The sequence below is a fragment of the Sphingomonas sp. DMC8 genome (assembly GCF_056314185.1).
In genome coordinates this window covers 344560-370764 of sequence record NZ_JBQUYV010000003.1, presented here as the reverse complement: position 1 = coordinate 370764, position 26205 = coordinate 344560, and the positions used below count along the sequence as shown (strand labels likewise).

Below are 26205 nucleotides of genomic sequence, written 5' to 3'. Positions count from 1 at the left end.
GTGAAATGCTCGACCGCGCTCAGGCGGCCGGCTCCAGCGCGACCGCGTTGACGATGTGCGGCTGGGTATATTCGTTGAGGCCCGCCTGTCCCAGCTCGCCGCCGAGGCCCGACTGCTTGGCGCCGCGGAACGGAATGCGGGGGTCGATGGCGAGATGCTGGTTGACCCACACGGTGCCGGTGTCGATCTTCATTGCCACTTCGGTCGCGCGCTCGACATCGCGGCCCCATACGGTGCCGCCCAGGCCATAGTCGGAGTCGTTGGCGCGGGCGATCACGTCGTCGATGTCGCTATATTTCAGCACCGGCAACACCGGGCCGAACTGTTCCTCGCGCACCAGCGGTGCATCGTCGTCCAGATCGCGCACGATCGTTGGCGGAATGAAATAGCCGGGCCGATCGAGCGGCTCGCCACCGGCCAGCACGGTGCCGCGCTGCTTGGCGTCCTCGATCAGCGCCTTGACCTTCTCGAACTGCATCGCGTTCTGGATCGGGCCGACCTTCGCACCCTGCTTGGCGCCGTCATCGACCACGGTATCGCGAGCGAGCTGGGCGATTTCCTCGCAGAACTCGTCATACATGCCTTCCGGCACATAGGCGCGCTTCACTGCGACGCAAATCTGGCCGGCATTGTACATCGCGCCCTGGAACACCTTTTTCGCCGCGAGCGCGGGCTCGACATCGTCGAGGACGATTGCGGCGTCGTTACCGCCGAGTTCCAGCGTCACCCGCTTCACGCCGGCAGCGGCGGTGGCCATCACCTTCTTGCCGGTCGCAGTCGATCCGGTGAATGCCACCTTGGCGACATCCGGATGCGCGGTCAGCATGCCGCCCAGATCATTCTGGTCGCAGATGACGTTGAAGACGCCCGCCGGCAGCAGTTCGGCGAGAAGCTCGCCCAGCAGCAGCGACGTCAGCGGCGTGGTCGGCGCGGGCTTCAGCACCATGGTGTTGCCGGTCACGAGCGCCGGGCCGATCTTGTTGGCGGCGAGGATGACCGGGAAATTCCACGGCGTGATCGCGGCGACCACACCCAGCGGGGTACGGTGCTCGATCACCTTGTTGCCGCCCTCGTCGCGCAGCACCTTGGTTTCAGGACGCATCGCGGCAAAGGCGCGCAGCGTGAAAACGGTGCCCATCACTTCGTTCAGCGCCTGATCGAGTGGCTTGCCCTGTTCGGTGGTGAGCAGGCTGGCAAATTCGTTGGCGCGCGCCTGGAGCTTGTCTGCCGCGGCTTCGAGCAGGGCGGCGCGCTGTTCGATTGGCGTTGCGGCCCAGCCGGGGAAGGCGGCTTTGGCAGCGGCGACGGCGGCTTCGAGCTGCGCGGCATCGGCCTTGGGGCAGCGCGCGAAGGGTTCGGCGGTCGCGGGGTTGATCACGTCGAAGCTGCCGGCGCCCTCGACGGTCTCGCCATTGATCACCAGTTTGAAAGTGCGTTCCAAGACCAACCTCCTAAAACAAGGGGCGACTCGCGGGAGCGAATCTTCTATTTTGAAAAAATGTATCCCAGGCATACCAACCCGACAAGATGACCCAGCAGATTCTGGACAACGAAATCGGCGAACTGATCGGCTATCAGCTCCAGATGGCGCGATTGCGGCTGATCGACGCGGCGCATGCGGCGCTGGCCGCCTATGGCATTTCGCCCGCCCGCGTGACGGCGCTGGCGCTGATCCGCGCCGAGCCGGGGCTGGACCAGTCGACGCTGGGGCGGGCGCTGTCGATCAACCGGGCAAGCGCGATGAAGCTGGTCAATCTGCTTGTCGAACGGGGGCTGGTGGAGCGCCGCGCCGGCCGCAACCTGCGCAGCCACGCGCTGCACCTGACAGCCGAGGGCGAGGCGCAATTGCCGGAAATGATCGCGCGATTGCGTGCCTCCGAAGCGCCGCTGATCGCAGGACTGAGCGATGCGGAGCGGGCGCAGTTGCTGGCGCTGCTACGGCGGATTCATGCGCCAGGAGCATGTGCATGAGGACAGGGTTCCCATATGCACATGCGAATGACTTGCAATATTAGATAGGCCTTGATAGGGCGCCTCCCGGTCGTCGCGACACCGTGCGGCGAAAGGGGGCCGTTGGATGTTATCTCGCGTACATACTGTTTGTTTTTCGCTACCCTTGCTGGCGCTTGCCGCGACGCTTCCGTCGATCGCCTGCGCCCAGACGCAGGATCCGGAGCGTGACGGGCAGACGGTGGTCGTCACTGCCGCCCGCACCGTGCTGCCGCCCAATGCCCTGCCGCTTACGATCGACGTGATCGACAAGACCGCGCTCGACCAGCAGATCGCGATTTCGGGATCGGTAACGGACGCGGTTTCGAACCTGACGCCTTCTTTTTCGCCTACCCGCCAGAAACTCTCGGGGGCAGGGGAGACGCTGCGCGGGCGCTCGCCGCTCTATGCGATCAACGGCATCCCGCAATCGACGCCGCTGCGGGACGGCAGCCGCGACGGCTTCACGATCGACGGTTTCTTTATCGACCGGGTCGAGCTGATCTATGGTTCGAACGCGCTGCAGGGGATTGGCGGCACGGGCGGCATCGTCAATCAGGTGACGGTGGGCGCGCCGACCAAAGAAGGGCTGGGCGGCCGGGTGCTGCTGCAGGGCAGCGCCGGCAACGACTTTCAGGGCGACGGGCTGGGCGGCAAGGCGGCGGGCCTGCTCGAATACAAGGCGGGGCGCTTCGATGTCGCGGCCGGTGCCGCGTTTGAGCGTCGCGGCGTGTATTATGACGGCGACGGGCGCCGCGTTGGCCTGAACCTCACCCAGGGCGAAACGCAGGATTCGAACACGCTCTCGCTGTTCGCCCGCCTCGGCTATCAGGTTAGCGACAGCGGCCGGTTCGACCTGATCGCCAGTCGCTTCAAGATGCAGGATGAAGGCGATTATGTCGCGGTGGCGGGCAACCGGCTGACGGGCGTCCCGACCAGCGCTCGTCGTGGCGACCCGCCGGGCATCGCCGCCGCCAGCCGCACCGAAAGCGTGGCGCTGTCTTACACGGATACCGCCTTGTGGGGCGGCAATCTGGTGAGCCAGCTCTTCTGGAACCGCACCCACGACACGTTCGGCGCCGAACAGACGCCGATTGCCGCGTTCCAGGATGCGCGAATCGCGCCCGTTGGCACGCTGATCGACCAGTCCGAGAACCGTTCACGCAAGATCGGCGGCAAGATCAGCTACGAACGCGCCGTGCCCGGGATCGAGACGCTGACGGCGATCCTCGGCCTCGACGTGCTGACCGATCGCACCGAACAGCGGCTGATCCTCACCAACCGCGTCTGGGTGCCGCCGACCGACTATCGCAGCATCGCGCCCTTTGCGCAGGCGAATCTCGCGCTGTTCGACAGGAAGCTGCGGCTGGCGGGTGGCGTGCGTTACGAGAATGTCCGCATTCGCATCGGCGATTACCACACGCTCGCCTCCACGACGACGCCGGCGGGCGGCGTGGCGGTTACCGGCGGCGCGCCGACCTTTGCGGCAACCTTGTTCAACGGCGGCGTGGTCGCGGAGCCGTTACCCGGCATCCGCGGCTATCTCAGCTATGCCGAGGGCTATACGGTGCCGGACGTGGGTCGCATCACCCGCGCGGTTAGCAAGCCGGGTGTTTCGATCGACAACTTCCTCAACATCGCACCGATCATCTCGAACAATCGCGAAGTTGGCGTGGAGGTGAAGCGCGGGCCGCTCGACGGATCGGTCGCCTATTTCTGGTCATCGAGCGACAAGGGCCAGTTGCTGATCGCCAATCCGGGCGGGATCTTCGACGTGCAGCGGCTTCGGGTCGAAATCCAGGGGCTGGAGCTGAACCTGGGCGTGAAGCTGCCGGTGCCCGGCGCCCGCGTGAGCCTGGGCTACGCGCATCTGGTGGGAAAATATGACAGCGACGGCGACGGCAAGGTCGATAGCGACCTCGACGGCACCAACATCTCGCCCGACCGGCTCAATCTGGCGGCGGATTTTGTCACCGGCCGGTTCAGTGCCCGATTGCAGAGCCGCTTCTTCCTGGCCCGCAGTTTTCAGGGGAAGGTCCGCGATCCCCGCAACGACTTTGGCGGCTATATGCTGGTCGATACGACTGCGCGCTATCAGACGGGGCTGGGCGGCTGGACGCTCAGCGTCTCCAACCTGCTGAATACGCAATATATCGACTATAGCTCGGACACGCGGCTGCCTACGGACAACTTCAGTTACTTTGCCGGCCGTGGCCGGACCTTCACGCTCGGCTGGGACTATCGTTTCTGATGAAGTGGCTTGATCTCGCACACCGCTGGACCGGCGGCTTTCTGGGGCTGATACTGGCGATACTGGGGCTCTCCGGCGCGCTGCTGGTGCACAAGGAGCGCTGGCTGTGGCTGCCGCATGCAGGCGATGCGCGTATCGCCGATCCTGCGGCGATTGCGGCGGCTACCCAACGGGTGCTGGAAGCCGAGCCGAAGACCCAGTCGATCCTGTATGCAAGCGACAATTTCGGGCTGCTGCAACTGCGCATGGGCCGGGGTATGGGTGCCTATACCGACCAGGCGGGGAATATCGTACTGCGCTGGCAGAGCCAATGGGAGCGGCCGGAAGTGTGGCTGTTCGACCTTCATCATCATCTGTTCACCGGCGATACCGGCGAGACGGTGATCGGCATTGCCGGCGTGGCGGGGATGTTGTTCGTCATCACCGGCACGATCCTGTGGTGGCGCACCCGCCGCACCTTCCATTTCCGCCTGTGGCCGAAGCGGATGAGCCGGCCGGCGATCGTGATGCATCACCGCGACCTGGGTATCGTGATGGCGCCGGTGCTGCTGCTCTCGGCCGTCACCGGTACGATGATGGTGTTCAAGCCCTTCGCCGCCTTGATGATTGCACCGTTCGGGAACGCCAATGCTGCACTCGCCGCCAACCGGCCGCCCCGCGTGAAGAGTGGCCCACTCGCGGCGCATCCTGACTGGCGGGCGATGCTGGCGGCCGCGCAGGCGCGCTTCCCCGATGCCCAGTTCCGCGGTCTGTCGCTGCCCCGCAAGCCTAGCGAGCCGATCATGATCCGGATGAAGCGGGCCGGCGAATGGCTACCCAATGGTCGCACCTCGCTGGCGTTTGATTCGGCAGACGGGCGTCTGCTCCAGGCAAACGACGCGCAGGCGCTGCCGCTGGGTGCCCGTGTGTTCAACACCGCTTATCCGCTCCATGCCGGCAAGGTGGGGGGACTTGCCTATGCATTGCTGATGACGGCGTCGGGGCTCGCCATGGCGATGCTGGGCAGCCTCGCGGTGTGGACCTTCTGGTTCCGTCGGCCGAAGCGCCGTCCTGCAATGCTTGGCATGGTACGGGAGCAGGCCGCCTGAGCGACTCGGGCTATATTACTTCGCCGACCGGTGACTTTATGGCGGAATCTGTCTCAGATGGTCGGCATGCGGGTGTGCATGTGTTTACCGCGCGCCTTCCCCCTTGCGCCGGGCAGCCGGAGCGCCGATGTTGTGGCGGGCAAGACAACAAGCACGAGACAATCCTACATGCATCCGCTTTCCGGTCAGATGACCATCGATCCCGTCACCGGCGCACTCGTTCCCATCGTCATCGAACAGTCGAGCCGCGGTGAGCGTAGCTTCGACATCTATTCGCGCCTGCTGCGCGAGCGGATCGTCTTTGTGACCGGGCAAGTGGAGGATCACATGGCCTCCCTCATTACCGCCCAGCTGCTTTTCCTCGAGTCCGAGAACCCGAAGAAAGACATCTGGATGTACATCAACTCGCCGGGCGGCGTGGTGACCGCCGGCATGGCGATCCACGACACGATGCAATATATCCGTCCTCGCGTCGGCACGGTGTGCATCGGCCAGGCGGCGTCGATGGGCAGCTTCCTGCTCGCCTCGGGTGAGCCAGGCCTGCGCGTGGCGCTTACCAACGCCCGCATTATGCTGCACCAGCCCTCGGGCGGCGCGCAGGGCATGGCGTCGGACATCGAGATCCAGGCCAAGGAAATCCTGCGCATCCGTGCCCGGATGAACGCGCTCTATGCTAAATATACGGGGCAGCCGATCGACAAGATCGAGACTACGATGGACCGCGACTCGTTCTTCGAGGCGGAAGAGGCAAAGGCATTTGGCATCGTCGACGAAGTGTATGACAAGCGTCCGGTGCCGACCGAAGAGGCGTCAGCATCTGCTTAAGACTGTTGCATTACCTGTTCTGCCCGGCGCCATCTTGCGATGGAACGTCGGGCGTGCAGGGCGATTATCGTTTGCCGGAACTTCGCCCGCGTGTAGGATGGCGGGCGAGCGTAACGCGCCGTGGGGCGCGAAGGATGGTTTGAATGGTTGACAAGGTGAGAGGCGGAGACGCCAAGAGCACGCTCTACTGCTCCTTCTGCGGCAAGAGCCAGCACGAGGTACGCAAGCTGATCGCCGGACCCACCGTATTCATCTGCGATGAATGCGTGGAGCTCTGCAACGACATCATCCGCGAGGAAACCAAGTCCTCGCTGGTGTCGAAGAAGGACGGAGGCGTGCCGACGCCGCAGGAAATCTGCGACGTGCTGGACGATTACGTCATCGGCCAGAAGAAGGCGAAGCGCGTCCTCTCGGTCGCGGTGCACAACCATTACAAGCGGCTGAACCACGGCGCCAAGGGTGCCGATGTCGAACTCGCCAAATCGAACATCCTGCTCGTCGGCCCCACCGGCTGCGGCAAGACGCTGCTGGCGCAGACGCTGGCGCGCATCCTCGACGTGCCGTTCACCATGGCGGATGCCACCACGCTCACCGAGGCCGGCTATGTCGGCGAGGACGTGGAGAACATCATCCTCAAGCTGCTCCAGGCCTCGGACTATAATGTCGAGCGGGCGCAGCGCGGCATCGTGTACATCGACGAGATCGACAAGATCAGCCGCAAGGCCGAGAATCCGTCGATCACCCGCGACGTGTCGGGCGAGGGCGTGCAGCAGGCGCTGCTCAAGCTGATGGAAGGCACCACCGCGAGCGTTCCGCCGCAGGGCGGCCGCAAGCACCCGCAGCAGGAATTCCTGCAGGTCGACACGACCAACATCCTGTTCATCTGTGGCGGCGCCTTTTCGGGCCTCGAGAAGATCATCGGCGATCGTCTGCAGGGCAAATCAATCGGCTTCGGCGCGCATGTCGCCGCACCGGACGAGCGCCGCACTGGCGAACTGCTTCGCCAGACCGAGCCGGAGGATTTGCTCAAGTTCGGCCTGATCCCCGAGTTCGTCGGCCGTCTGCCGGTGATCGCGACGCTGGAAGACCTCGACGTCGAGGCGCTGATCAAGATCCTGACCGAGCCGAAGAACGCGCTGGTCAAGCAGTATCAGAAGCTGTTCGACATGGAGACGGTCAAGCTCGGCTTCACCGATGACGCGCTGACGGCGGTGTCAAAGAAGGCAATCGAACGAAAGACTGGCGCGCGCGGCCTGCGTTCGATCCTCGAAGGCATTCTGCTCGACACGATGTTCGATTTGCCCAGCATGGATGGCGTCGACGAAGTGGTGGTCGACAAGGAAGTGGTGGAGGGCCGCAAGGAGCCGGTTCGCATCTACGCCAAGAAGGAAAAGGCGGGCAGCGCTGCCTGACCCCATGACGGCGCCCGTCAATCTGCGGGCGGCTGAGGCTAAAGACCGGGCGGGCATCGCAACGATGCTCGCCCGAGCTTTTATGAGCGACCCGGCGTTCGGCTATATCTTCCCCGATCCTGCCGATCGCGCGTGGCGGCTTCCCCTGCTATTTGCGCAATTGTTCGATTCGGACCTGCGTGGCGGTTATGTCCGCGTGACGCATTCCCACGAGGCAGCGACTTTATGGCGATCGCCCGGGCGCCCCAGTGCGGGCTGGGGCGAAATGTTCGCTCATGCCATTCCATTGTTTCGCGCGCTGGGTCCGGCAACGGTGCGCGCCTTACGGCTGCTTGCTGCGATCGAGGCGCATTTTCCCGACCATCCCTTCGCCTATCTTCACATTGCCGGCTGCGATCCCGCAGCGCAGGGGCGGGGGCTGGGCGGCGCGGCGATCCGCGCCGGCCTCGCTGCCGTGCCGCCGGGCACGCCTTGCTATCTGGAGACCGCGACCGAGTGCAATCTGGGTCTCTATGCCCGCTATGGATTCGTGCCCATCGGCGACTGGCGCGTCGGCGCCGATGGCCCGCGTTTCTGGTCAATGCTGCGGCCGGGGGAATAATCCTGTTTACAGATACGTGGGCCCAGTTCGATTGTGGCCATCCCGGTGCGGACTGGGGCCTCGATCGGCAGTGGTAAAAGGCTAAACCTCGCGTCGGTCACCTTTTGTGAGTTAGTCCATAGAAAAAGAGGGTGTTTTTTAGGAGCTAGTCCATCCAACGTAACAATCTTCTTCGATAAGAGCTGTTAGCTTCCGGCCGTCCTCGCCTTTGAAGCTGACTTTGGCAGTATAGCCGCCATCGTTCATGATGACTTCGGTCAGGTTGCCAGCGAAATTTTTCTGCTCGGTTTGAGCCGATCGGCTGAGCAAATCTCGCTTCTGCCGGATCGCTAGGGCCTGGGCTTTGGACGACGAAAGCCCTTTGCATTCGCTAGAGGGGACGTCTTGGCGGCAAGCGGCGCAGGCGAATGCGCATGCGATTATGATAATGCTGCTGTGGCTATTCATTCGGGGATGAATGCGCGCGGCGGGTGCGGCATGTAGTGCCATATTTACAGTCCTTTTCAGGATGGTGCCTGAAGCTGGCCCTGCTTACGGCGTGTCCAGCGCCTCGGGCCAACGCAGGGTGTGGATCAGGGTGGCGAAGGCGTCGCTGAAATCCTGTTCACGCGCCCAGGTGCCGCGCGCATAGACCAGCCATTTGCCGCCAGCCGGGCAGAAGAGATAGCTTTCTGATGCGAGTGGCCGCGCTTCGGTCTGGGTGCCCAGGGTGCCGGTCATCACGAAGCGGGTGTGAAACGCCACGGCGGGATATTTGCCGGAGGGTGAGGGCCAGTGGTCGGTCTCCAGCCGCTCGACGTCCTGATAGGATTGGGCGACATTCCCCGCCATCTCTTCAAAGGCGCCGGCGCAGCCCAGCGACGGGTCGGCGGGATAGATGTAGAGCGTGACGAAGGCCGCGTCGTCGCCGCGCTTCCAGAAATAGCCCGCGCTCGCGTCATTTCCGTCGGCATCATATTCGTGGATGTTGGTGCGTACGGCGTCGCCGATCTGCTCGGGAAACACCATGCCCGTCCCGCGGTGCGCCCAATCGCCGTCGGTGCGAATATCGCCCTGTGCATGGGCCGGTGCAGCCAATGCCAGCGCGGCCAGCGCCGCGAGCGTCCAGATGCCCTTCATGCCACTCCTTGTCGCGCGATCCGCCGCGCGGACGCTTCCCTGTTCGCAGACCTGCTACCGTGCCGCAAGACGGCCACGATTAGGGAATGCTACGGGGGCGGCGCGATTCAGAACAGGCCCGGCACGAAGCGTTTCACGCGCGCGGCATAGGCATCGAACGCCGCGCCGAACTGCTCGCGCAGCAACCGTTCCTCGGCGCGCACGCGAATCCAGGTGCCGAGCGCGAACAGCGGCACGCCGGCGACGAGGCTGCGCCAATGGCCGAAGGCCAGCGTCATCGCCAGCAGGTACAGGAACAGCGCGACATAGATCGGGTTGCGTACCCAGGCGAAAGGTCCCCAGGTGACGAGGGCATGGTCGTCTCTGGTACGCGCAACGACGCTCCAGTTGCGGCCCATGGCGCGAGAGGCGGCGAAGAACAGCGCCATGGTGGTGCCGCACAGGGCGACTACGGCGATCGCGCCGGCAATCTCCGCCGTGTCCGGCGTCGGCGAAAGGCGAAGCGGGCCGAAGCTGGCGAGAAAGAAGGCGGCGCCCTGCAGGCCAATGCCCCAAAAGGAGGCGCGTGCCGTGGCTTGTGTGCGCTCGGGCGCTGTCGGCGTGCTTCGGCGGCGGCGGGCAGCCAAGATCAGCACGAGCCCGATAAGGAAGAACAGCGTCAGCAAGACAGGTGTGAACATCCAGACAGGCTGGGGATCAACAAGCTCGGTCATCAGCGGTATCCCTGTTTCTGAACGGCCTCGACCGCCTCCGAACGCCGCAGCACATGCGCATCGGGATCGATTACGACGTGCGCGTCCGCAGGCACGTGCAGCGTGCTAATCCCGCCCTGCATCTCGACCCGCTGGCGCTTGCCGTCGACCGTTACGTCCAGCGGCATCGGGAAGGGCAGGTTGGCGGGCGTCTTCCAGCTTAGCGTCAGCAGGTCACCCTCGCGCTTCTGGATCAGTTCGGGCAACGCCGCCTGATACAGATAGATGTCGAAGAACCATTGCAGATCCTGGCCACTCACCTGCTTCACAATGCCGATGAACTCAGGCGTGCTGCCGAAGCGCGGCTTGAAATTGCCGGGCTTGGGGTCCGGGCGGCCATAGACGAGGCGGCGCGTGGCGTCGAAGAACTTGTCGTCGCCGATCAGGTAGCGCAGCGTGTGCAGCACCCAGGCGCCCTTCATGTAGATGTCCTGACCGGGGCCGCCATTGGCCTCTTCATACACCTGCTCTTCGGTGCGAATCTTGCCCGAGACGATCGGTGCCTTGTTCTGGATGGCGAGGCGGATTTGATCCATCATCGCCGCATAGCGGGCGTCGCCCTCGCGCCACTGGCCGTAGAGCGGCTGCATGTACTGCTCAAAGCCCTCGTGCAGCCAGTAATCGTCCCAGTTGGCGGCGGTCAGCTGGTTGCCGAACCATTCATGGCCGAATTCATGCTGAAAGATTTCGTCGAAGCCGGACGGCGTCTTGCGATAGTTGTTGCCATAGGCGTTGATCGTCTGGTGCTCCATGCCCAGATGCGGCGTTTCGACCACGCCCATCTTCTCGTCGCCCCAGGGGTAGGGGCCGATCAGGCGCTCATAGAATTCGATGGTCGGAGCAAACTCGGCAAACAGCGCCTTGGCCTTGGCTTCACGGCCGGGCAGGTACCAATAGTGCATCGGAATGTCGTTGCCGAAGCGGCTGTGATAGGTCGCCGAAAGTTCCTCATACGGCGCCACGTCGATCGCCACCGAATAGGGATTGGGGCTCTTCGCGCGCCAGTGCCAGGTCGTGCGGCCATCGGGCAGCGTGTCGACGCCGAGCAGGCGGCCGTTGGCGGGCGCCTTCAGCCCGGCGGGAACGGTGATATGCAGGTCGACCAGGTCCGGCTCGCCGCGCGGAAAGTCCAGGCAAGGCCAGAACAGATCGCAGCCATAGCCTTCTGCGGTAGTTGCTACCCAGGGCTTGCCGTCCTTGGTCTTGGACCAGACGAGTCCGTCATCCCATGGCGCCCGGACCGCGACGTGCGGCGTGCCGCCATAGGTGATTCGTACTACCGCCTTGTCTCCGGCCTTGAGCGGGCGTGGAAGCGAGATGGCGAGGCGTCCTTCCGGATTGGTCCACTGGCTGGGCTTCAGCGCCTTGCCGTCCAGATTGATCGCCGAGATCGGCAGGTTGCGGTCCAGGTCGATCAGCAGCCGGGTCTGCGGCGCGGCGGTGCGCAGCGTCAGGGTGGCGGTGCCGGCAATCCTGTAGGTGTCCGGAAAAACTTCGATCGCGAGATCGGCATGTTCGAGATGGAGGGCTGCACGTTCCTCGCTGATCGGGCCGCCCGATTCCTGTGTAGTCGGCGTGATCGGCGGCTCGCCGCGCTTCTGCGCCAGCGCGGGCGATGCCGCGATTGCCAGCGTTGCGGCGGAAACAAGCAAAAGAGTCGTGCGAATGACAGCCTCCCATACCGAACCTCCGCCGCCCCCCTGGCGCCGGTTTGGATCGTGTCGCTTCGAACTTGCAGGCAAATTCCCGTTCGCCGCAAGCCCCGCCATGGGGGATTGGTGTCAAATTGCCCGCTTTCGCGCTTCATCCACGGGTTAAACCCGCTGGACGATTGATGCGGCTGGCCCCGGCCCCATATATAGGGGGAAGAAGGGCCCGATCGGGCCGACCGGAGTTTTCATGAAGCAATCCTATCCCGTCCTGCCGCTTCGCGACATCGTCGTCTTTCCGCACATGATCGTGCCGCTCTTCGTGGGCCGCGATAAGTCGGTCGCGGCGCTGGAAGCGGCAATGGCTGCGGACAAGGAGATTTTCCTTGTCGCGCAGCTCGACCCTGCCGAGGACGATCCCGGCCGCGAGGACTTGTACGATACCGGTGTGTCGGCAGAGGTGCTCCAGTTGCTGAAGCTGCCCGACGGCACCGTGCGGGTGCTCGTCGCCGGCAAGCAGCGCGGCACGCTCGATTCGGTCGAGGAGACGGGCGCATTCCTGACCGCCCATGTCAGCCCGGTCGAGGAACAGCCGGTGGAGGGCGCCGAAATCCAGGCGTTGATGCGCTCGGTCGTCGACCAGTTCGAGAATTACGCCAAGCTCAACCGCAAGCTGCCCGCCGAAACGGCGGTGCAGCTGGGTGAACTGGATGACGCCTCGCGTCTGGCCGATGCGGTGGCCGCCAACATCGCAGTAAAGGTCGCTGACAAGCAGTCGCTGCTGGTCGAGACGGACCCCCACAAGCGCCTGGAGATGGTGTTCGCCTTCATGGAAGGCGAATTGGGCGTGCTGCAGGTCGAAAAGAAGATCCGGAGCCGCGTGAAGCGGCAGATGGAGAAGACGCAGCGCGAATATTACCTCAACGAACAGCTCAAGGCGATCCAGCGCGAGCTGGGCAATGAGGGCGAAGAGGGTGAGGGCGATGAAGTCGCCGAGCTGACCCAGAAAATCGCCACGCTCAAGTTGTCGAAGGAAGCGCGCGCCAAGGCACAGGGCGAGCTGAAGAAGCTGAAGACGATGGCGCCGATGTCGGCCGAGGCCACCGTCGTGCGCAACTATCTCGACGTGCTGCTGGGCCTGCCCTGGGGCAAGAAGTCCAAGCTGAAGAAGGACATCGCCGAGGCGCAGGGCGTGCTCGACCAGGACCATTATGCGCTCGAGAAGGTGAAGGACCGGATCGTCGAATATCTCGCGGTCCAGGCACGAACCAACAAGCTGAAGGGGCCGATCCTGTGCCTCGTCGGCCCGCCGGGCGTCGGCAAGACCAGCCTGGGCAAGTCGATCGCCAAGGCCACCGGCCGCGAGTTCATCCGCCAGTCGCTGGGCGGCGTGCGTGATGAGGCCGAGATCCGCGGCCATCGCCGCACCTATATCGGCTCGCTGCCGGGCAAGATCGTGTCGAACCTGAAAAAGGCCGGCACCTCCAACCCGCTGTTCCTGCTCGACGAAATCGACAAGCTGGGCCAGGATTTCCGCGGCGATCCCGCCTCGGCGCTGCTGGAGGTGCTCGATCCGGAGCAGAACAACAAGTTCAACGACCATTATCTGGAGATCGACATCGATCTTTCGGATGTGATGTTCGTGTGCACGGCCAACTCGCTCAACCTGCCGCAGCCGCTGCTCGACCGCATGGAGATCATCCGGCTCGAAGGCTATACTGAGGACGAGAAGGTCGAGATCGCCGAGCGGCACCTGATCGCCAAGCAGATCGACGCGCACGGCCTGAAGGAGGGCGAATTCGCCCTGACCAATGCGGGCCTGCGCGACCTGATCCGCTATTACACCCGTGAGGCCGGCGTTCGTACGCTGGAGCGCGAGATTGCGAAGCTCGCCCGCAAGGCGCTGCGCAAGATCCTGGAGGGCAAGGAGACGCAAGTCACCATCACGCCCGACAATCTGGCGGACTATGCCGGCGTGCGGAAATTCCGCTTCGGCATCGGCGAGGAAGAGCATCAGATCGGCGCCGTCACCGGCCTGGCCTGGACCGAAGTGGGCGGCGAACTGCTGACCATCGAGAGCGTCACCGTGCCCGGCAAGGGCGCGATCAAGACGACCGGCAAGCTGGGCGATGTGATGAAGGAATCGGTTGAGGCCGCATTCAGCTTCGTCAAGGCGCGCAGCCCCAGCTACGGCATCAAGCCCAGCCTGTTCGCCCGCAAGGACATCCACGTCCATCTGCCCGAAGGCGCGGTGCCGAAGGACGGACCCTCGGCCGGCATCGGCCTCGTCACGTCGATCGTCTCGACGCTGACCGGCGTGGCGGTACGCAAGGATGTGGCGATGACCGGTGAAGTCACGCTGCGCGGGCGTGTCTTGCCGATCGGCGGGCTGAAGGAGAAGCTGCTCGCGGCGTTGCGCGGCGGCATCAAGAAGGTGCTGATCCCGACCGAAAACGAAAAGGATCTCGCGGAAATTCCGGCGAATATCCGCGAGGGTCTGGAGATCGTGCCGGTTTCACATGTCGACGAAGTGCTGCGTCTCGCGCTCACCGAGCCGTTGGCTGCGATCGACTGGACCGACGCCGACGAACTGGCTGCGCAACCGCCCGTCGGGGTGCCGGCAATCGGGGATGCGGTGCATCATTGACAAAGCGTAACCTTTCTGACGCAATTCTGTCGGAAAGGCTTTGACTCCTTCGGAAAGCCAGTGCTCATTCGAGTACCGGCTTTCTGGAGCGAATCGCTCCAACTCCAATTGTTTCAACGCGATAGCGCTTTTCAGACTTCAAGGGGGTATGCACCAGCATGAATAAGCAAGAGCTGATCGGCCAGGTTGCCGATGTATCCGGCCTCGGCAAGGGCGATGCGAGCAAGGCCGTTGAGGCCGTGTTCGACGTCATTTCCACCGCGCTGAAGAAGGGCGACGAAGTCCGCCTGGTCGGTTTCGGCACTTTTTCCGTCAGCAAGCGCAAGGCCTCGACCGGCCGCAATCCGCGCACCGGCGAGGAAATGACGATCAAGGCTTCCAATCAGCCCAAGTTCAAGCCCGGCAAGGTGCTGAAGGACTCGGTGAACTGATCGTTCGACGCGAAATTCCTCGCTTCGAACGCGGATCAGGGCTGGACAGGGCGCATCGCTGCTCGTAAAGGCCCGCTTCCCGTTTCGGCCGAGAGGCCAAAGGGCGCGTAGCTCAGTGGTAGAGCACTGTGTTCACACCGCAGGGGTCGCAAGTTCAATCCTTGCCGCGCCCACCATTTCGAAAGCCCGTCGGTGTCGCACCGGCGGGCTTTTTCGTTGCCGGGTGCGGCGCCGGGCGATAGGAACGCCGTCGTATCGACAAGGCCCGCTTCGCTGATCGCCGCGTCGGGCGCGCGAGGGGGCGGTTTCCATGTTGTGGGCAGGCGCGACAGTAGCAGCGGCGGCGTTCCAGGTCGCGCGCAACGCTTTTCAACGCGGCATGATGGCTTCCAGCGGCCCCTGGGGCGCGACGCTGGTACGCTTTCTGTTCGGACTTCCTTTCTCCGTGGCGCTAATGCTGGTTGCCATCGCCGTGACCGGGCCGGACCAGTTGCACCCGCAGTTCGCGCTGGCCTTTTGGTGGCCTGCGCTGCTCGGTGCGCTGGCGCAGGTGCTGGCAACGGCCGCCTTGCTGCAGGCGATGCACCATGCTGGCTTCGCGGTGGGAACTGCGTTGCAGCAGAGTTCAGTGCCGCTGGCGGCGCTGGCTGGGCTGCTGGTGTTTGGCGACACGCTGAGCCCGCTTGGTTGGGTCGGCGTTGCCGTCACCACTGCGGGACTTGCCGTGCTGGTCTGGCCGCGGAACTTGGGCGGCGAAGGCCGGCTGGTGCCCGGTGTGCTATTCGGGACGCTGTCCGGCCTGTTGTTCGGACTGGCGCTCAACGGTTTTCGCCATGCCGGGCTGGCGCTCGAATCGCATCATCCCTTCTTCTCGGCGATGACCAGCGTTACGCTGGCACAGGCCGTCCAGACCGTCGGCCTGGTCGTCTTCCTGCTGTGGCGTGATCCTGCGGCGCTGCGCGCGGTGATCGCGGGGTGGCGCGGGTCGTTCGGTGCCGGGCTGTTCGGAGCGCTGGCCTCTTCGGGCTGGTTTTTCGCGCTCAATCTCGCCCCTGCCGCTGCGGTGCGTTCGCTGGGCGTGGTGGAAATGCCGATGGCGGCGCTGGCCGGACACCGACTGTTTCGCGAAAAGCTTACCGTGCGGCAGGCGATTGCCGGCGTCGCTGTCTGTGTGGGCGTGGTGCTTACCGCAGGGCTGTAAAAGCGCGCGGCCTCATCAGCCCCAGGGGCGTTCGCGGAACCACTGGGTAATCACATATTTGGTGCCGGCGCGGACCTTCATCGCATGATGGATGGTCGCCGGATTGGGGCTGCCATCGGCGCGCAGATTGTTCCAGGCGAGCAGCTTGCCTTGCTCCGGCTGGACGATCTTGTCGATCGCCTTGAAGCGCGTGGCACCACCCGACTCGACGGCGTTCAGATACACCATCGCGGTCCAGGTGCGTTGGCCGGCAACGCTGCAGAACCGGTCGAAATCGGCGGTGTTTGGCTCGAAATAGTCGGTATGCGCCTTGAACTCCTGGCCCACGGCATAACGCTGGCCCTGCATTGGTTCGGCATGGGCAGCGTCGATGCCGGTAAAGTCGAGAATCTGCGCCTGCAACGCGGCGACCAGCGGGTCATCGGACGAAAGATCGCAGGTCTCGCTGGTCCGAAAGGCATAGTCGCCACTGGCATTGGCGATGGTGGAGGGCCGGCGATCGGCGTCGATTCGCACCATCAGTTCCTCGCAGAGTTTGGGGTCCACGAAATTCCGGACGATGAACAGCGAAAGCTTCGGGTTCGGCACGCGCTGCACGCCGGGATGCCCAAGAATATGCGCGATGATCGGCTCGGAAGGGTGGCCACTGCCGAGAGAGAAGGGCGGGCGGGGCTGCAACGGCGTTTGGGAATCCATGGCGTAGTTTTGCCAAAAGCCCGCGGAGGGTGCTAGCGCGCAACGAAAATGTCATGAAAGCGCAGGACGCATGTCACACCATCTGCATAGCGCCACGAGCGTCCGCAGGGGGATAGCGATGGCACAGGCGCAGACGAGTACTAGTAAGCCGGTTGCCCGCGGCAGGGAAAAACAGGGTGATTCCCGCGCTTTCGCAAGCGGCGGGGCCGCAGGCGAAGCGTTGCTGGAACGGCTGCTGGCGGAGGCCGCCCAGGCCCAGGCAAGCAACATGCATCTTGAGCCGCTGGCGGATGGCGGTGCGGCGCAATGGTTCCGCGTTGCCGGAAAGCGCGTGCGTCGCGCCGATCTGCCGGCGGCGGAAGTCGATGCGCTGAGCGATGCGATTTTGGCTGCCGCCGGATTGCAGGTGGACCGGCGCGCGCCGCAGCGTGGCTGGCTGAACTGGGCGGGCGAACGGGTCGGCGTGGCGCTGTTGCCGCAGGCACAAGGCCTGCGGATCGCGCTGGCGCGCGAAGCGGTCGCCTCGGGCGAGCGCGGGCTCGAATCGCTGGGGATGCCGGGCGGCCTGGCGGGCGAAGTACGGCGCGCCTTGCAGCGATGCGGTCTGGTCCTCGTTGCCGGGCCGGAACGGGCAGGGCGGACGACGACGCTGCAGGCGCTGCTCCGCGTTGCTGCCGATGATGCTCGGTCGGGGCTGGCGATCGGCGCGGGGTTCGACGGCGGGCCTGCTACCCCGGCCGCGGTCAGCCCGAGCGACGCGGTGCCGATGGCCGACTGGATTCGCAGCGGCATCGATCAGGATTTCGATGTGCTGCTGATCGATTCGCTCGACGAGCGCAACGCAGCGCGCGCCGCAATCGAGGCGGCCCTGTCGGGGCGGCTGGTGCTTGCCGGTATTGTGGCGCCCAACGCGGTCGGTGCGCTGGGGCAGATGCGCAACTGGCGAGTCGATGCGTTTCAGCTTGCGTCCAGCCTCAACATCGTGCTCGCCCAGCGGCTGGCGCGCCGGCTGTGCGCCGCATGTCGCGAGCCGGTGCAGGCGCAAGGTTCGGTCTCCGCGCTGCTGGGCTTCGATCCCGGGGCGATCGTTTATGCCCCCACCGGGTGCAGCGCGTGCGACGGTACCGGTTTTGCCGGCGATACCGGCGTGTTCGAGGCGATTCGCGCCGATGCGGACATTCGCCGGCTGATCAACGATGGCGGCGACGAAGCGATACTTGCCCGCCATGCCTTTGTTGCGGCACCGAATCTCGGCTCGGCGGCACGGGCGCTCGCAAGATCCGGCGTGACGACGCCGGAAGAAGCGGTTAGAATTTCCCGCGGATAGGTTCGCAACTATCTTGCGCTACGGGCCGGAGCCCGCTAAGCGCGCTCTCCTTCGTGGCGACCATAGCTCAATTGGTTAGAGCGCTGGTTTGTGGTACCAGAGGTTGCGGGTTCAATTCCCGTTGGTCGCCCCATTCTCTCCCCCAATTTTCTCACGGCGCGGATCCATCCATGATCACCGACTGGGGCTTTCCCGACTTCGACGACCACGAGGGCGTTCACCTCTTCTCGGATCGGGCGACGGGCCTAAGCGCGATCATCGCGGTACACTCGACCGCGCTGGGTGCCGCAGCCGGTGGCGTGCGCTTCTGGCATTATGCCGATCACCGCGCGGCGATCACCGATGCGCTGCGTTTGTCGCGCGGCATGAGCTACAAGAACGCGATGGCCGATCTGCCGATGGGCGGCGGCAAGGGCGTGATCCTCGCTGAAAAGCCGGGCGCCGAAGTCACGCAGGCGCAGCTTGAGGCGTTCGGCCGCGCGGTCGAATCGCTCGGCGGCCGCTATGTCACGGCCGAGGATGTCGGCATGTCCGAAGCGCGGATGAAGGTGGTCGCCACCCAGACCCGCCATGTCTCGGGCCTGCCAGTTGCGGCGGGCAGCGCGGGTGGCGATCCGGGGCCGGTGACGGCGCGCGGCGTCTATCTGGGCGTCAAGGCGGCGGCGAAGCGCGGGCTGGACGCCGATTCGATGAAGGGCGTGCGAGTCGCAATCCAGGGGGTCGGTTCGGTCGGCGGCGGGCTTGCCCGGCTGCTGGCGGCGGACGGCGCGACGCTGGTGCTGGCGGACGTGAATGCCGATCGCGCCAAGGCGCTGGCGGCGGAGCTGGGCGCCGAAGCGGTCGCCGCCGATGCGATCCTGGCTCACGAAGCCGATATTCTGAGCCCCTGCGCGCTGGGCGCGATCTTCACCGAAGCCTCGATCGAGGCGCTGAAGGTGCGCGTGGTTGCGGGCGGCGCCAACAACCAGCTGGCGACGCGCGAGGACGGCCACCGAATGCACGCGCGCGGCATCCTCTATGCGCCGGATTATGTGATCAACGCCGGCGGCATCATCAATGTGGCGCTGGAATATCTGGGGCAGGGCGACCGCTCCGAAGTCGATGCGCGGGTGGAAAAAATCCCGGTGCGCCTGAACCAGGTTTGGGACGAAAGCGCCGCGACCGGCGACCCGGCCAGCGACGTTGCCGACCGGATTGCCCAGCGCCTGATCGGGCGGTGAGCGCGTTCCCCTCCCGCTTGCGGGAGGGGAGGATAGGGGCCTGTCACACCAGCCCCGCCGTCTGCGCCGCCAGCCACAGACCGATCGCGATGAATAACCCGGCGGCGATGCGGTGGACGGTCTGCAGCGGTACGCGGTCGATCACGGCCTTGCCCAGGAATACCGCGGGTACATTCGCCAGCATCATGCCGAGGGTCGTCCCCGCCGTGACCGGCAGCACCGCGTGGAAGCGCGCGCCGAGCGCGACCGTCGCCACCTGCGTCTTGTCGCCCATCTCGACCAGGAAAAAGGCGATCAGCGTGGTCAGGAACGCCCCGAACCGCGCCGGCTTTGGCGATTCCTCTTCGTCGAGCTTGTCGGGGATCAGCGTCCACAGGCCCATCGCCACGAAGGAGGCGGCGATCGCGTAGCGGAACCAGATGCTGTCGAGCAGCCCGGCCACTTCCGATCCGACCAGTGCGGCGAGGAAATGATTGGCGATCGTCGCCGCGAAGATGCCGAGGATGATCGGCACCGGCCGCTTGAACCGGGTGGCGAGCAGGATCGCGAGCAACTGCGTCTTGTCGCCGATTTCGGCGAGCGCGACGACGGCGGTGGAGGTGAGCAGGGCTTCCAAGGACATCACTCCGGGCCGGGCGGACTTGCGAATCCAACGACGCAGCATCTCTCCGCCCGGCAGGTGCGGAGATGCGGCGTCATTGGTCTCGCCCGAACCGCTGCTGCGGCTCCGCCTGCGCCATGGCCTCTCGACCAAGTATGTTGACGCGGACGCCCGGTGCCCGTGCGGCGCCGGCTGGCTACTCCCCAGATGACGGAGCAGCTGCTACCCGCTTCTGCGCGAGGGTGCAAGTCTGGCGCTGTGACCGCATGGTGAACTGCGGAACATTCCCAACATGGATTCGCGTGCCGATCCCCGCTATCCAGCGGCGGTGCCCGTACTTCACGCCCTCGCCAATCCTGCGCGCTTCCTGAAGATCGCCCGGCCGCTGACGCCCCTGCTGTTCTGGGCCGGCGTCGCGCTGGTGCTGTTCGGCGGCTGGGCAGGCCTTACCCAGACGCCCGCCGACTATCTGCAGAAGGACAGCGTCCGCATCCTCTATCTGCATGTGCCCACCGCTTGGCTGGGCATGGCCGGATGGAGCGGGCTGGCGGTGGCGAGCCTGGTCTATCTCGTCTGGCGGCACCCGCTGGCGCATGTCGCCGCGCGCGCGATCGCCCCGGCGGGCGCCACCTTCGCGGCGCTATGCCTGATCACCGGATCGATCTGGGGGCGGCCCACCTGGGGTACCTGGTGGGAATGGGACGGGCGGCTGACCAGCATGTTGCTGTTGTTCTTCGTCTATATCGCCTGGATCGCGCTGGCCCGCGCCGATGCGGACCGCGGCGGTGATGGCCGTATCCCCGCGCTGTTCGGCGTGGCGGGAACGGTGCTGCTGCCGATCATCCGCTATTCGGTGGTGTGGTGGAACTCGCTGCACCAGGGCGAGAGCATCGGTCTTGCCCGAACGACGATCGATGCGTCGATGCTCTGGCCGCTCTGGTACACCTTGTCCGGCTTCACCCTGTTTTTCGCCAGCATAGTGCTGATGCGGATGCGCGCATTGCTGGCCGCGCAGAAAGTCGAAGCCCGGCTGCGGAGGATGGCCGCCCAATGAATCACTGGTGGTTTGTAACCGCCGCCTATGCGGTGACGGCGATTGGCACCGGCGCACTGGCGCTGACGAGCTGGATCGCGATGCGGCGTGCCGAGGCTGCTGCCGACGCGCTGGGGCGCAAGCGATGAAGGCCAAGCATCAGCGGCTGGTGCTGGGGCTGGCGGCGATCGGTGCGATCATCGCGGCCGCGCTGCTCGCGCTGTCGGCGCTGAAGGATCAGGCGGCGTTCTTCTATGCCCCCGGCGACCTGACCGGAAAGCCGCTGCCGCTGGGCCGCGCGGTGCGACTGGGCGGCATGGTGGAGAAGGGGTCGTTGCAGCGTGCCGCAGACGGCGTGAGCATCCGCTTCACCGTCAGCGACGGCAAGGCGACCGTCCCGGTTGCCTTTCGCGGGGTGACCCCGGACCTGTTCCGCGAAGGATCGGGCGTGGTCGCCGAAGGCAAGTTCAATCCCGACGGCACCTTTGCCGCCGACAACCTGCTCGCCAAGCATGACGAGCGCTACATGCCGCCGCAAATGGCCGGCAAGATGCACAAGACAGAGACGCTGCAACAATGATCGCCGAAGCGGGACTGGCCGCGCTGTGGCTCGCCACGGCCTTCGCCGTGGTACAGCTGATGCTGGCGACGGGCGCCGCGCGTTCGCCGCAGGCGGCGGCCATGCTGCTCGGCCTGCGCCGCATTGCGCTGGTGCAGGGTGCGTTGGCCCTGACGGCGTTCCTGCTGCTCATCTGGCTGTTCGTGCGATCCGACATGTCGGTGCTGCTCGTGGCGCAGAACAGCAGCGTGCTGAAGCCGATGCTCTACAAGGTCGCCGGCGCCTGGGGGAACCATGAAGGCTCGATGCTGCTCTGGGTGACGGTGCTGGCCGTCGCCGGCGCCGGTGTCGCGCTGTTCGAACGGCGGCTGGCCCCCGGAACGCTGGCGGCGACGCTGGGCGCGCAGGCGGCGATCGCGCTGGGCTTCTACGCCTTCCTCGCCTTCGCCTCGAACCCGTTCCCGCGCCTCAATCCGGCGCCGGCGGACGGGCAGGGGCTCAACCCGCTGTTGCAGGATCCCGGCCTCGCCTTCCACCCGCCGACGCTCTATCTCGGCTATGTCGGCCTGTCGGTGGCGTTCAGCTTCGCAGTCGGCGCGCTGGTGATGCGCGATGTCGGCCCGGCCTTTGCGCGGGCAATGCGGCCCTGGGTGCTGGCGGCATGGATATTCCTGACGATCGGCATCACCGCCGGCAGCTACTGGGCTTATTATGAGCTGGGCTGGGGCGGCTGGTGGTTCTGGGATCCGGTCGAGAATGCCTCGCTGATGCCCTGGCTGGCGGCGACGGCCTTGCTCCATTCGGTGACGGTGCTGGCGACCCGCGACGGCTTGCGCGCCTGGACGCTGGTGCTGGCGCTGGTCGCCTTCTCCATGTCGATGATCGGCACCTTTCTGGTCCGCTCGGGCATCCTGATCAGCGTCCATGCCTTTGCGGTCGATCCGACGCGCGGCACCTTCATCCTCGCGCTGCTCGGCATCTATATCGGCGGCGCGCTGGCGCTGTTCGGCGCGCGGGTGAGCACGGTCACGCAGGGCTCGACGTTCGAGATCGTCAGCCGCGAAGGTGCACTGGTGCTCAACAACCTGCTGCTCAGCGTCATCCTTGGCGTGGTGTTCATCGGCACGCTCTATCCGCTGGTGGCGCAGGCTGCAGGCGTGCAGCTTTCGATCGGCGCACCCTTCTTCGACAAGACGACCGCGCCGATCGCGCTGTTGCTGGTGGTGGCAACCGCGGTGGGTCCGCTGCTCAAGTGGCGGCGCGACTCGCTGCAGGCGCTGTTCAGCCGCATCACCGTGCCGGTGGGGGTGGCGAGCGTCACCTTCGCGCTGGTTTTCGCGCTTTCGGGTGCGGCGCTGCTGCCGGTGCTCGCCCTCGGCCTGGCGGCCGGACTGGCCACTGCCAGCATCGCGCCTTTGTGGAAGCGCAAGCTGCGCCGCACGCCGCTCCATATCTGGGGCATGGTGATCGCGCATCTGGGCGTGGCGGTCAGCCTGGCCGGCATGGCGAGCGATTCCGCCTTCAAGCAGGAGCGACTGGCGGCAGTGATGCCGGGGGATAATCTGGAAGTCGGCCCGTTTCGCGTGACGCTGGACGAAGTGCGGCCGGCCGTTGGGTTGAACTGGTCGGCGATGGAAGCGAAGCTGAGCGTCCGTCGCGGTGATGGCGAGCCCTTCACGCTGTTCCCGCAGCGTCGCTTCTTCCCCAATCCCCGTACCGAGACGAGCGAAGTCGCGATCAGCACCATGGTGGACGGGCAGCTCTACACCGTGCTGGGCGCGCCTGACGGCAAGGGGCGCTGGCAAATCCGCTTGTGGTGGAAGCCTTTTGTGACGCTGATCTGGCTGGGCGGCGCGTTGATTGCGCTGGGCGGTGCGCTGGCGCTGATCGGCCGCGTCCGCCGCGAAATCCGTGATGCGCAGGCGGAGCATTACGCATGAAGAAGCTGCTGATCTGGTTGCCGCTGGCATTGTTTGCGCTGGTGTTCGTGCTGGTCGCCAACGGGTTGCTGAAGCCCGCCGATCATTTCGTGCGCTCGGCGATGATTGGCCAGCCGGTGCCGGCTCTGAACCTGCCGCCGCTGGTTCCCGGCAAGCCCGGCATCGCAGCCGGCGATTTCGGCAAGGGCAAGCCGCGGTTGCTGAATGTCTTCGCGAGCTGGTGCATCCCCTGCGTCGCCGAAGCGCCGAACCTGATGAAGCTGCGCCAGGCGGGCGTGGAGATTGACGGCATCGCCATCCGCGACACGCCCGAGGCGATGCAGGCGTTTCTCGCCCGCAATGGCGACCCCTATGCGCGGATCGGCGACGACAAGGCGAGCCGGGCGCAACTTGCCCTAGGTTCGTCGGGTGTGCCGGAGACGTTCGTGATCGATTCGCACGGTCGGATCGTCGACCAGCATATCGGCGACATTCGCGAAGATGATGTGCCGAAGCTGCTCGCCGCGCTGGAGAAGGCGCAGTGAGGCGGCTTGCGCTGTTCCTGCCGCTGGCGCTGGCGGCGTCGAGCGCCTTTGCCGATTCCGGCCAGCCGCCCGAGCCGCTCGCCTATACCCAGCTCGCCGATCCGGCGAAGGAGGCCGAGGCAAAGGCGCTGATGAACACGCTGCGCTGCCTTGTCTGCCAGGGCCAGTCGATCGCCGACAGTGATGCCGATCTGGCCGGTGACATGCGTGCGCTGGTCCGCCAGCGCATCCAGGCGGGTGAAAGCCCGGCACAGGTGCGGCGCTGGCTGATCCAGCGTTATGGCGATTACGTGACCTATGATCCGCCGCTGAGTTGGGTGACGGCGCCGCTGTGGATCGCGCCGCTGGTGCTGCTCGGCGTCGGGCTGCTGCTCGCGCGCCGGATTTTCGGGAGGCGCAAGGCATGACAGGCTGGCTGTTGTTCGCAGGCCTTGCCGTGGCGGTGGCTGCTATACTGGCGCTGTTGCGCTTTCCGGCGCGGTTGTGGATGCTGCCGGCCACGGCGCTTATGCTGGGTGCAGCAGGCTATGCATGGCAGGGCAGCCCCGGCCTTGCCGGGCATCCCGCCGAGCGCCAGGCGGATACGGCGGCGGTCGATCCCGACATGGTCGCGCTGCGCGAGACGATCTTCGGCCGGTTCAACTTCGACTACAGCTATTTCATGGCGGCCGATGCGATGACGCGCGCGGGATCGCCGGAGCTGGCCGCGAACATCATGATTGGCGGCGTGCGCAAGGCGCCCCAGGATGCTGCCTTGTGGACCGGCCTGGGAACCGCGCTGACCGAACATGACGATATGAGCATGTCGCCTGCGGCGCGCTATGCCTTTGAACATGCGATCGCGCTGTGGCCGAACCATGTCGGCCCGCCCTTCTTCTACGGCATCGCGCTCGCCCGGTCGGGCGATCTGGCAGCGGCGCGCAGGCAATGGGGCAGGGCGTTGTCGCTGGTGCCGGAAAAGGCGAGCTATCGCGAGGCGATGCTGGTCCAGATGCTGCGGGTCGATCCCGGCCTGGTAGAGGTGCTGCGCCAGATGCGCGCGGCACAGGGGGCGAAGGCGAATTGATGCGCGCTCCCGCGCGATAGACCACCGGTCACCCTCACCCTTCCGGCGCTTCGTGCCTCCCGCCCTCTCCCATTGGGAGAGGGAAGGGGCCCGCCGCCGATGGCGGTGGGAAGGGTGAGGTCGACCTGGCGGTTCAGGCTCAGCCCGCCCAGGCTTCGAAGGGCAGGTCGAGTGCTTCCGACACCGCCTGATGCCGGATCTTGCCGCCCGACACGTTGAGGCCGTTGGCAAGGTGACGATCCGCCTTCATCGCTGCTTCGGCGCCCAGATTGGCCAGCTTCAGCACGAACGGCAGCGTGGCGTTGTTGAGCGCGAAGGCCGAGGTGCGGGCGACTGCGCCCGGCATGTTGGCGACGCAGTAGTGGATCACGCCGTCGATCTCGAAGACGGGGTCGTCATGCGTGGTCGGACGGCTTGTTTCGAAGCAGCCGCCCTGGTCGATCGCGATGTCGACCAGCACCGATCCGCGCATCATCGTCTTCAGCATGTCGCGGGTGACGAGCTTCGGTGCAGCTGCGCCCGGCACCAGCACCGCGCCGATCACCACCTGCGAGGTGCGCACCGCCTCGGCGATCGCTGCCTTGCTGGCATAGGCGGTCTTGATCTGGCTGCCGAAATGCATGTCGAGTTCGGCGAGGCGTTCGTTGTTGATGTCATAGATGGTCACATCGGCGCGCTGGCCGGTCGCCATCTGCGCGGCGTTGATGCCGGAGACGCCGCCACCCAGAATCGCGACCTTGCACGGCGCCACGCCCGGTACGCCGCCGAGCAGTTCGCCGCGGCCGCCCTGTTCCTTTTCCAGATAGTGCGAGGCGACCTGCACCGACATGCGGCCCGCCACTTCGGACATCGGCTTGAGGAGGGGGAGGGCGCCCGAGTTCGACGTCACCGTCTCATAGGCGATGCAGGTGGCGCCCGAGGCCATCAGCCCTTCGGCCTGCGGCTTGTCGGCGGCGAGGTGGAGATAGGTGAACAGCAGGTGGCGCGCCTCGAGCATCGCGATTTCGCCCGGCTGCGGCTCCTTCACCTTCACGATCATGTCCGATCCCGCGAACACGGCGGCGGCATCGGGGGCGATCTTCGCGCCGACGGCGGTGTAGGCGGCATCGTCGAAATCGATGCCCATGCCGGCCTTGGTTTCGACCAGCACTTCATGGCCGGCATGGACCAGCTCGGCGACCGATGCCGGGGTCAGGCCGACGCGATACTCGTGATTCTTGATTTCCTTGGGAACACCGACGCGCATGGGATTTCCTCCACCTAAGAAATGTGGC

Annotated in this window: 26 protein-coding genes and 2 tRNA genes; 20 read left to right on the top strand and 8 right to left on the bottom strand. The window is 65.4% G+C overall.

Features of this window, described 5'->3' with window-relative positions; all coding sequences use genetic code 11:
* Positions 1–19: 19 nt before the first annotated feature.
* On the bottom strand, positions 20–1441 hold the full coding sequence (locus ACT53K_RS09370) for an aldehyde dehydrogenase family protein (RefSeq protein ID WP_476228344.1): 1422 nt from the start codon (positions 1439–1441) through the stop codon (positions 20–22).
* 86 nt (positions 1442–1527) lie between these two features.
* Here ACT53K_RS09370 and ACT53K_RS09365 point away from each other — a divergent pair, with 86 nt between their 5' ends.
* The 6 genes from ACT53K_RS09365 to ACT53K_RS09340 all read left to right on the top strand — a co-directional run bounded on the left by ACT53K_RS09365 (position 1528) and on the right by ACT53K_RS09340 (position 8166).
* Positions 1528–1971 carry a MarR family winged helix-turn-helix transcriptional regulator gene (locus ACT53K_RS09365; RefSeq protein ID WP_476228343.1) on the top strand — a complete coding sequence of 148 codons (444 nt, stop codon included), beginning with the start codon at positions 1528–1530 and terminating at the stop codon, positions 1969–1971.
* 106 nt (positions 1972–2077) lie between these two features.
* Positions 2078–4240, top strand: coding sequence for a TonB-dependent receptor (locus tag ACT53K_RS09360; RefSeq protein WP_476228342.1), 2163 nt, complete (start codon positions 2078–2080; stop codon positions 4238–4240).
* A complete protein-coding gene (locus ACT53K_RS09355; RefSeq protein WP_476228341.1) occupies positions 4240–5328 on the top strand; it encodes a PepSY-associated TM helix domain-containing protein in 1089 nt (362 codons plus the stop codon). Before ACT53K_RS09360 ends, ACT53K_RS09355 begins: the two co-directional genes overlap by 1 nt.
* 168 nt (positions 5329–5496) lie before the next feature.
* Positions 5497–6153, top strand: coding sequence for an ATP-dependent Clp protease proteolytic subunit (locus ACT53K_RS09350; RefSeq protein ID WP_476228340.1), 657 nt, complete (start codon positions 5497–5499; stop codon positions 6151–6153).
* Positions 6154–6296: 143 nt separating this feature from the next.
* The gene (clpX, locus tag ACT53K_RS09345) at positions 6297–7565 is read left to right on the top strand and encodes an ATP-dependent Clp protease ATP-binding subunit ClpX (RefSeq protein ID WP_476228338.1); all 1269 of its coding nucleotides are present in this window, start codon (positions 6297–6299) and stop codon (positions 7563–7565) included.
* A gap of 4 nt (positions 7566–7569) precedes the next feature.
* Positions 7570–8166 carry a GNAT family N-acetyltransferase gene (locus tag ACT53K_RS09340; protein WP_476228336.1) on the top strand — a complete coding sequence of 199 codons (597 nt, stop codon included), beginning with the start codon at positions 7570–7572 and terminating at the stop codon, positions 8164–8166.
* Between the two features lie 138 nt (positions 8167–8304).
* Here ACT53K_RS09340 and ACT53K_RS09335 read toward each other — a convergent pair whose 3' ends face one another.
* The 4 genes from ACT53K_RS09335 to ACT53K_RS09320 form a co-directional block, all read right to left on the bottom strand.
* Entirely contained in the window at positions 8305–8655 is a 351-nt protein-coding gene (locus tag ACT53K_RS09335) for a hypothetical protein (RefSeq protein WP_476228335.1), read from the bottom strand.
* A 42-nt stretch (positions 8656–8697) separates the two neighbouring features.
* Entirely contained in the window at positions 8698–9285 is a 588-nt protein-coding gene (locus ACT53K_RS09330) for a hypothetical protein (protein WP_476228334.1), read from the bottom strand.
* A 107-nt stretch (positions 9286–9392) separates the two neighbouring features.
* Positions 9393–9998 (bottom strand): methyltransferase family protein, encoded by a 606-nt coding sequence (locus tag ACT53K_RS09325; RefSeq protein WP_476228333.1) that lies wholly within the window; start codon positions 9996–9998, stop codon positions 9393–9395.
* Positions 9998–11689 carry a M1 family metallopeptidase gene (locus ACT53K_RS09320; RefSeq protein ID WP_476228332.1) on the bottom strand — a complete coding sequence of 564 codons (1692 nt, stop codon included), beginning with the start codon at positions 11687–11689 and terminating at the stop codon, positions 9998–10000. Before ACT53K_RS09320 ends, ACT53K_RS09325 begins: the two co-directional genes overlap by 1 nt.
* 247 nt (positions 11690–11936) lie before the next feature.
* On the opposite strand from ACT53K_RS09320, the gene lon reads away from it, so the two are divergent.
* From lon to ACT53K_RS09300, 4 genes are all read left to right on the top strand, one after another.
* Positions 11937–14333, top strand: coding sequence for an endopeptidase La (lon, locus tag ACT53K_RS09315; protein ID WP_476228331.1), 2397 nt, complete (start codon positions 11937–11939; stop codon positions 14331–14333).
* Positions 14334–14491: 158 nt separating this feature from the next.
* The gene (locus ACT53K_RS09310; RefSeq protein WP_476228329.1) at positions 14492–14764 is read left to right on the top strand and encodes an HU family DNA-binding protein; all 273 of its coding nucleotides are present in this window, start codon (positions 14492–14494) and stop codon (positions 14762–14764) included.
* 101 nt (positions 14765–14865) lie between these two features.
* Positions 14866–14940, top strand: a tRNA-Val gene (locus tag ACT53K_RS09305).
* A gap of 134 nt (positions 14941–15074) precedes the next feature.
* Positions 15075–15965, top strand: coding sequence for an EamA family transporter (locus ACT53K_RS09300; RefSeq protein ID WP_476228328.1), 891 nt, complete (start codon positions 15075–15077; stop codon positions 15963–15965).
* A gap of 15 nt (positions 15966–15980) precedes the next feature.
* Here the strand turns inward: ACT53K_RS09300 and ACT53K_RS09295 are convergent, their stop codons facing one another.
* Entirely contained in the window at positions 15981–16661 is a 681-nt protein-coding gene (locus ACT53K_RS09295; RefSeq protein ID WP_476228327.1) for a prolyl hydroxylase family protein, read from the bottom strand.
* 220 nt (positions 16662–16881) lie between these two features.
* On the opposite strand from ACT53K_RS09295, the gene ACT53K_RS09290 reads away from it, so the two are divergent.
* The 3 genes from ACT53K_RS09290 (at position 16882) to ACT53K_RS09280 (ending at position 19208) form a co-directional block, all read left to right on the top strand.
* The gene (locus ACT53K_RS09290) at positions 16882–17988 is read left to right on the top strand and encodes an ATPase, T2SS/T4P/T4SS family (protein ID WP_476228326.1); all 1107 of its coding nucleotides are present in this window, start codon (positions 16882–16884) and stop codon (positions 17986–17988) included.
* Positions 17989–18044: 56 nt separating this feature from the next.
* Positions 18045–18121 (top strand) — tRNA-His (locus ACT53K_RS09285).
* A gap of 37 nt (positions 18122–18158) precedes the next feature.
* The gene (locus tag ACT53K_RS09280; protein WP_476228325.1) at positions 18159–19208 is read left to right on the top strand and encodes a Glu/Leu/Phe/Val family dehydrogenase; all 1050 of its coding nucleotides are present in this window, start codon (positions 18159–18161) and stop codon (positions 19206–19208) included.
* A 43-nt stretch (positions 19209–19251) separates the two neighbouring features.
* On the opposite strand, the gene ACT53K_RS09275 is transcribed toward ACT53K_RS09280, so the two are convergent.
* Positions 19252–19824 (bottom strand): TMEM165/GDT1 family protein, encoded by a 573-nt coding sequence (locus ACT53K_RS09275; RefSeq protein WP_476228365.1) that lies wholly within the window; start codon positions 19822–19824, stop codon positions 19252–19254.
* A 277-nt stretch (positions 19825–20101) separates the two neighbouring features.
* On the opposite strand from ACT53K_RS09275, the gene ccmC reads away from it, so the two are divergent.
* From ccmC to ACT53K_RS09240, 7 genes are read left to right on the top strand one after another with little or no spacing between them, the layout of a single operon-like run.
* Positions 20102–20863 (top strand): heme ABC transporter permease CcmC, encoded by a 762-nt coding sequence (ccmC, locus tag ACT53K_RS09270; RefSeq protein ID WP_476228324.1) that lies wholly within the window; start codon positions 20102–20104, stop codon positions 20861–20863.
* Entirely contained in the window at positions 20860–20991 is a 132-nt protein-coding gene (locus tag ACT53K_RS09265) for a hypothetical protein (RefSeq protein WP_476228323.1), read from the top strand. The genes ccmC and ACT53K_RS09265 overlap by 4 nt, the downstream gene beginning before the upstream one ends.
* Positions 20988–21422 (top strand): cytochrome c maturation protein CcmE, encoded by a 435-nt coding sequence (ccmE, locus tag ACT53K_RS09260; RefSeq protein ID WP_476228322.1) that lies wholly within the window; start codon positions 20988–20990, stop codon positions 21420–21422. The genes ACT53K_RS09265 and ccmE overlap by 4 nt, the downstream gene beginning before the upstream one ends.
* Positions 21419–23341 (top strand): heme lyase CcmF/NrfE family subunit, encoded by a 1923-nt coding sequence (locus ACT53K_RS09255; protein ID WP_476228321.1) that lies wholly within the window; start codon positions 21419–21421, stop codon positions 23339–23341. The genes ccmE and ACT53K_RS09255 overlap by 4 nt, the downstream gene beginning before the upstream one ends.
* Positions 23338–23865: a DsbE family thiol:disulfide interchange protein gene (locus tag ACT53K_RS09250; protein WP_476228320.1), complete on the top strand. Its 528-nt coding sequence runs from the start codon at positions 23338–23340 to the stop codon at positions 23863–23865. The genes ACT53K_RS09255 and ACT53K_RS09250 overlap by 4 nt, the downstream gene beginning before the upstream one ends.
* On the top strand, positions 23862–24272 hold the full coding sequence (locus ACT53K_RS09245; protein WP_476228319.1) for a cytochrome c-type biogenesis protein: 411 nt from the start codon (positions 23862–23864) through the stop codon (positions 24270–24272). The genes ACT53K_RS09250 and ACT53K_RS09245 overlap by 4 nt, the downstream gene beginning before the upstream one ends.
* Positions 24269–24931 (top strand): tetratricopeptide repeat protein, encoded by a 663-nt coding sequence (locus ACT53K_RS09240; RefSeq protein ID WP_476228318.1) that lies wholly within the window; start codon positions 24269–24271, stop codon positions 24929–24931. The genes ACT53K_RS09245 and ACT53K_RS09240 overlap by 4 nt, the downstream gene beginning before the upstream one ends.
* 139 nt (positions 24932–25070) lie before the next feature.
* Here ACT53K_RS09240 and ald read toward each other — a convergent pair whose 3' ends face one another.
* Complete coding sequence (ald, locus tag ACT53K_RS09235) at positions 25071–26177, bottom strand: alanine dehydrogenase (protein ID WP_476228317.1); 1107 nt, start codon at positions 26175–26177, stop codon at positions 25071–25073.
* Positions 26178–26205: the final 28 nt, after the last annotated feature.